1 protein-coding gene is annotated in these 1,306 nt (G+C 52.9%); it reads left to right on the top strand.

Annotation, left to right across the window (positions count from 1 at the left end; translation table 11 throughout):
- Positions 1–1,295 (top strand): IS3 family transposase gene (locus ACEWL3_RS20590; RefSeq protein WP_435001626.1). Its coding sequence is split into 2 segments (ribosomal slippage), with 1,293 coding nucleotides annotated over them: positions 1–279 and positions 282–1,295; the frame shifts between segments, so codons are not numbered across the junction. This gene is flagged as partial in the annotation.
- Between the last annotated feature and the right edge of the window lie 11 nt (positions 1,296–1,306).

Raw genomic sequence — 1,306 nt, 5'->3', positions numbered from 1 at the left:
CGCCGTAAGACCCGACAGACATATTCAGCTGAAGAGAAGATCCGTATTGTATTGGCATGCCTGCGCGGCGAGGAAAGCATCTCGGTGCTGTGTCGCCGGGAAGGTATCGCTGAGAGCCTGTATTACAGCTGGTCGAAGGAATTTCTCGAAGCTGGCAAGCGCCGGTTATCTGGCGACACGGCGCGGCAAGCCACATCGCCTGAGGTAAAGGATTTGCGTTCTGAGTCCTTGGCCCTGAAAGAATGCGTCGCCGACCTCACGCTTGAGAACCGTCTGCTCAAAAAAAGCATGACAGGAAGTGGGGGATACGAGGAATGAGGTATCCTGCTTCGGAGAAACTGGAAATCATTCGCACAGTTGAGGGATCGCATTTGCCGGTCAAACAAACCCTCGACATGCTGGGCATCCCGCGCACGACATTCTATCGATGGTACGATCTCTATGTCGACGGCGGCTTGGATGGGCTGGCTGACAAATCCCCACGTCCGGGATCGGTCTGGAACCGCATCCCTGATGCCCGTCGCGATGACCTGATTGAGTTTGCGCTCGAACATGAAGCGCTGACCACGCGGGAACTGGCGGTCAAATACACGGATGAGAAACGATATTTTGTCTCTGAATCATCAGCTTACCGCATTCTCAAAGCAGCCGACCTGATAACAGCACCAGACTATGTGGTCATTAAAGCAGCCGAGGAGTTCAAAGACAAAACCACCGCCATTAACGAGATGTGGCAGACCGATTTCACCTACTTCAAGATCATCGGCTGGGGATGGTATTATCTCAGCACCATCTTGGATGATTACAGCCGTTACATCATTGCCTGGAAGCTCTGCACAAACATGCGGGCTGAAGACGTGACAGATACGATTGAACTGGCGCTGACTGCATCCGGTTGCGACCAAGCCGTCGTGCGCCACAAGCCGCGTCTTTTGAGTGATAACGGGTCCTGCTACATCTCGGGTGATTTGGCTGAATGGCTGGAAGGGCAAAGCATGAAGCATGTCCGTGGTGCGCCGTTCCACCCACAAACCCAAGGTAAAATCGAACGTTGGCACCAGACCATGAAGAACCGCGTTTTGCTGGAAAACTACTATCTGCCCGGTGACCTCGAACGCCAGATCGGGGCCTTCGTCAATTACTACAACAACCAGCGCTACCACGAGAGCCTGAAAAACGTCACACCAGCCGACGTGTACTTTGGGCGCGACAAAGCCATCCTGAGAGAAAGGCAAAAGATCAAGAAACAGACAATCCGACAACGCCGCTTGCAACATCAAAAACAAGCAGCATAATCAATCACACA

Source organism: Sulfitobacter sediminivivens (assembly GCF_042611115.2).
In the GTDB taxonomy this organism is placed as follows: Bacteria; Pseudomonadota; Alphaproteobacteria; order Rhodobacterales; family Rhodobacteraceae; genus Sulfitobacter; species Sulfitobacter sediminivivens.
Note: the sequence above shows the minus strand (reverse complement) of the source record. Positions and strands in the feature narration are given on the sequence as shown.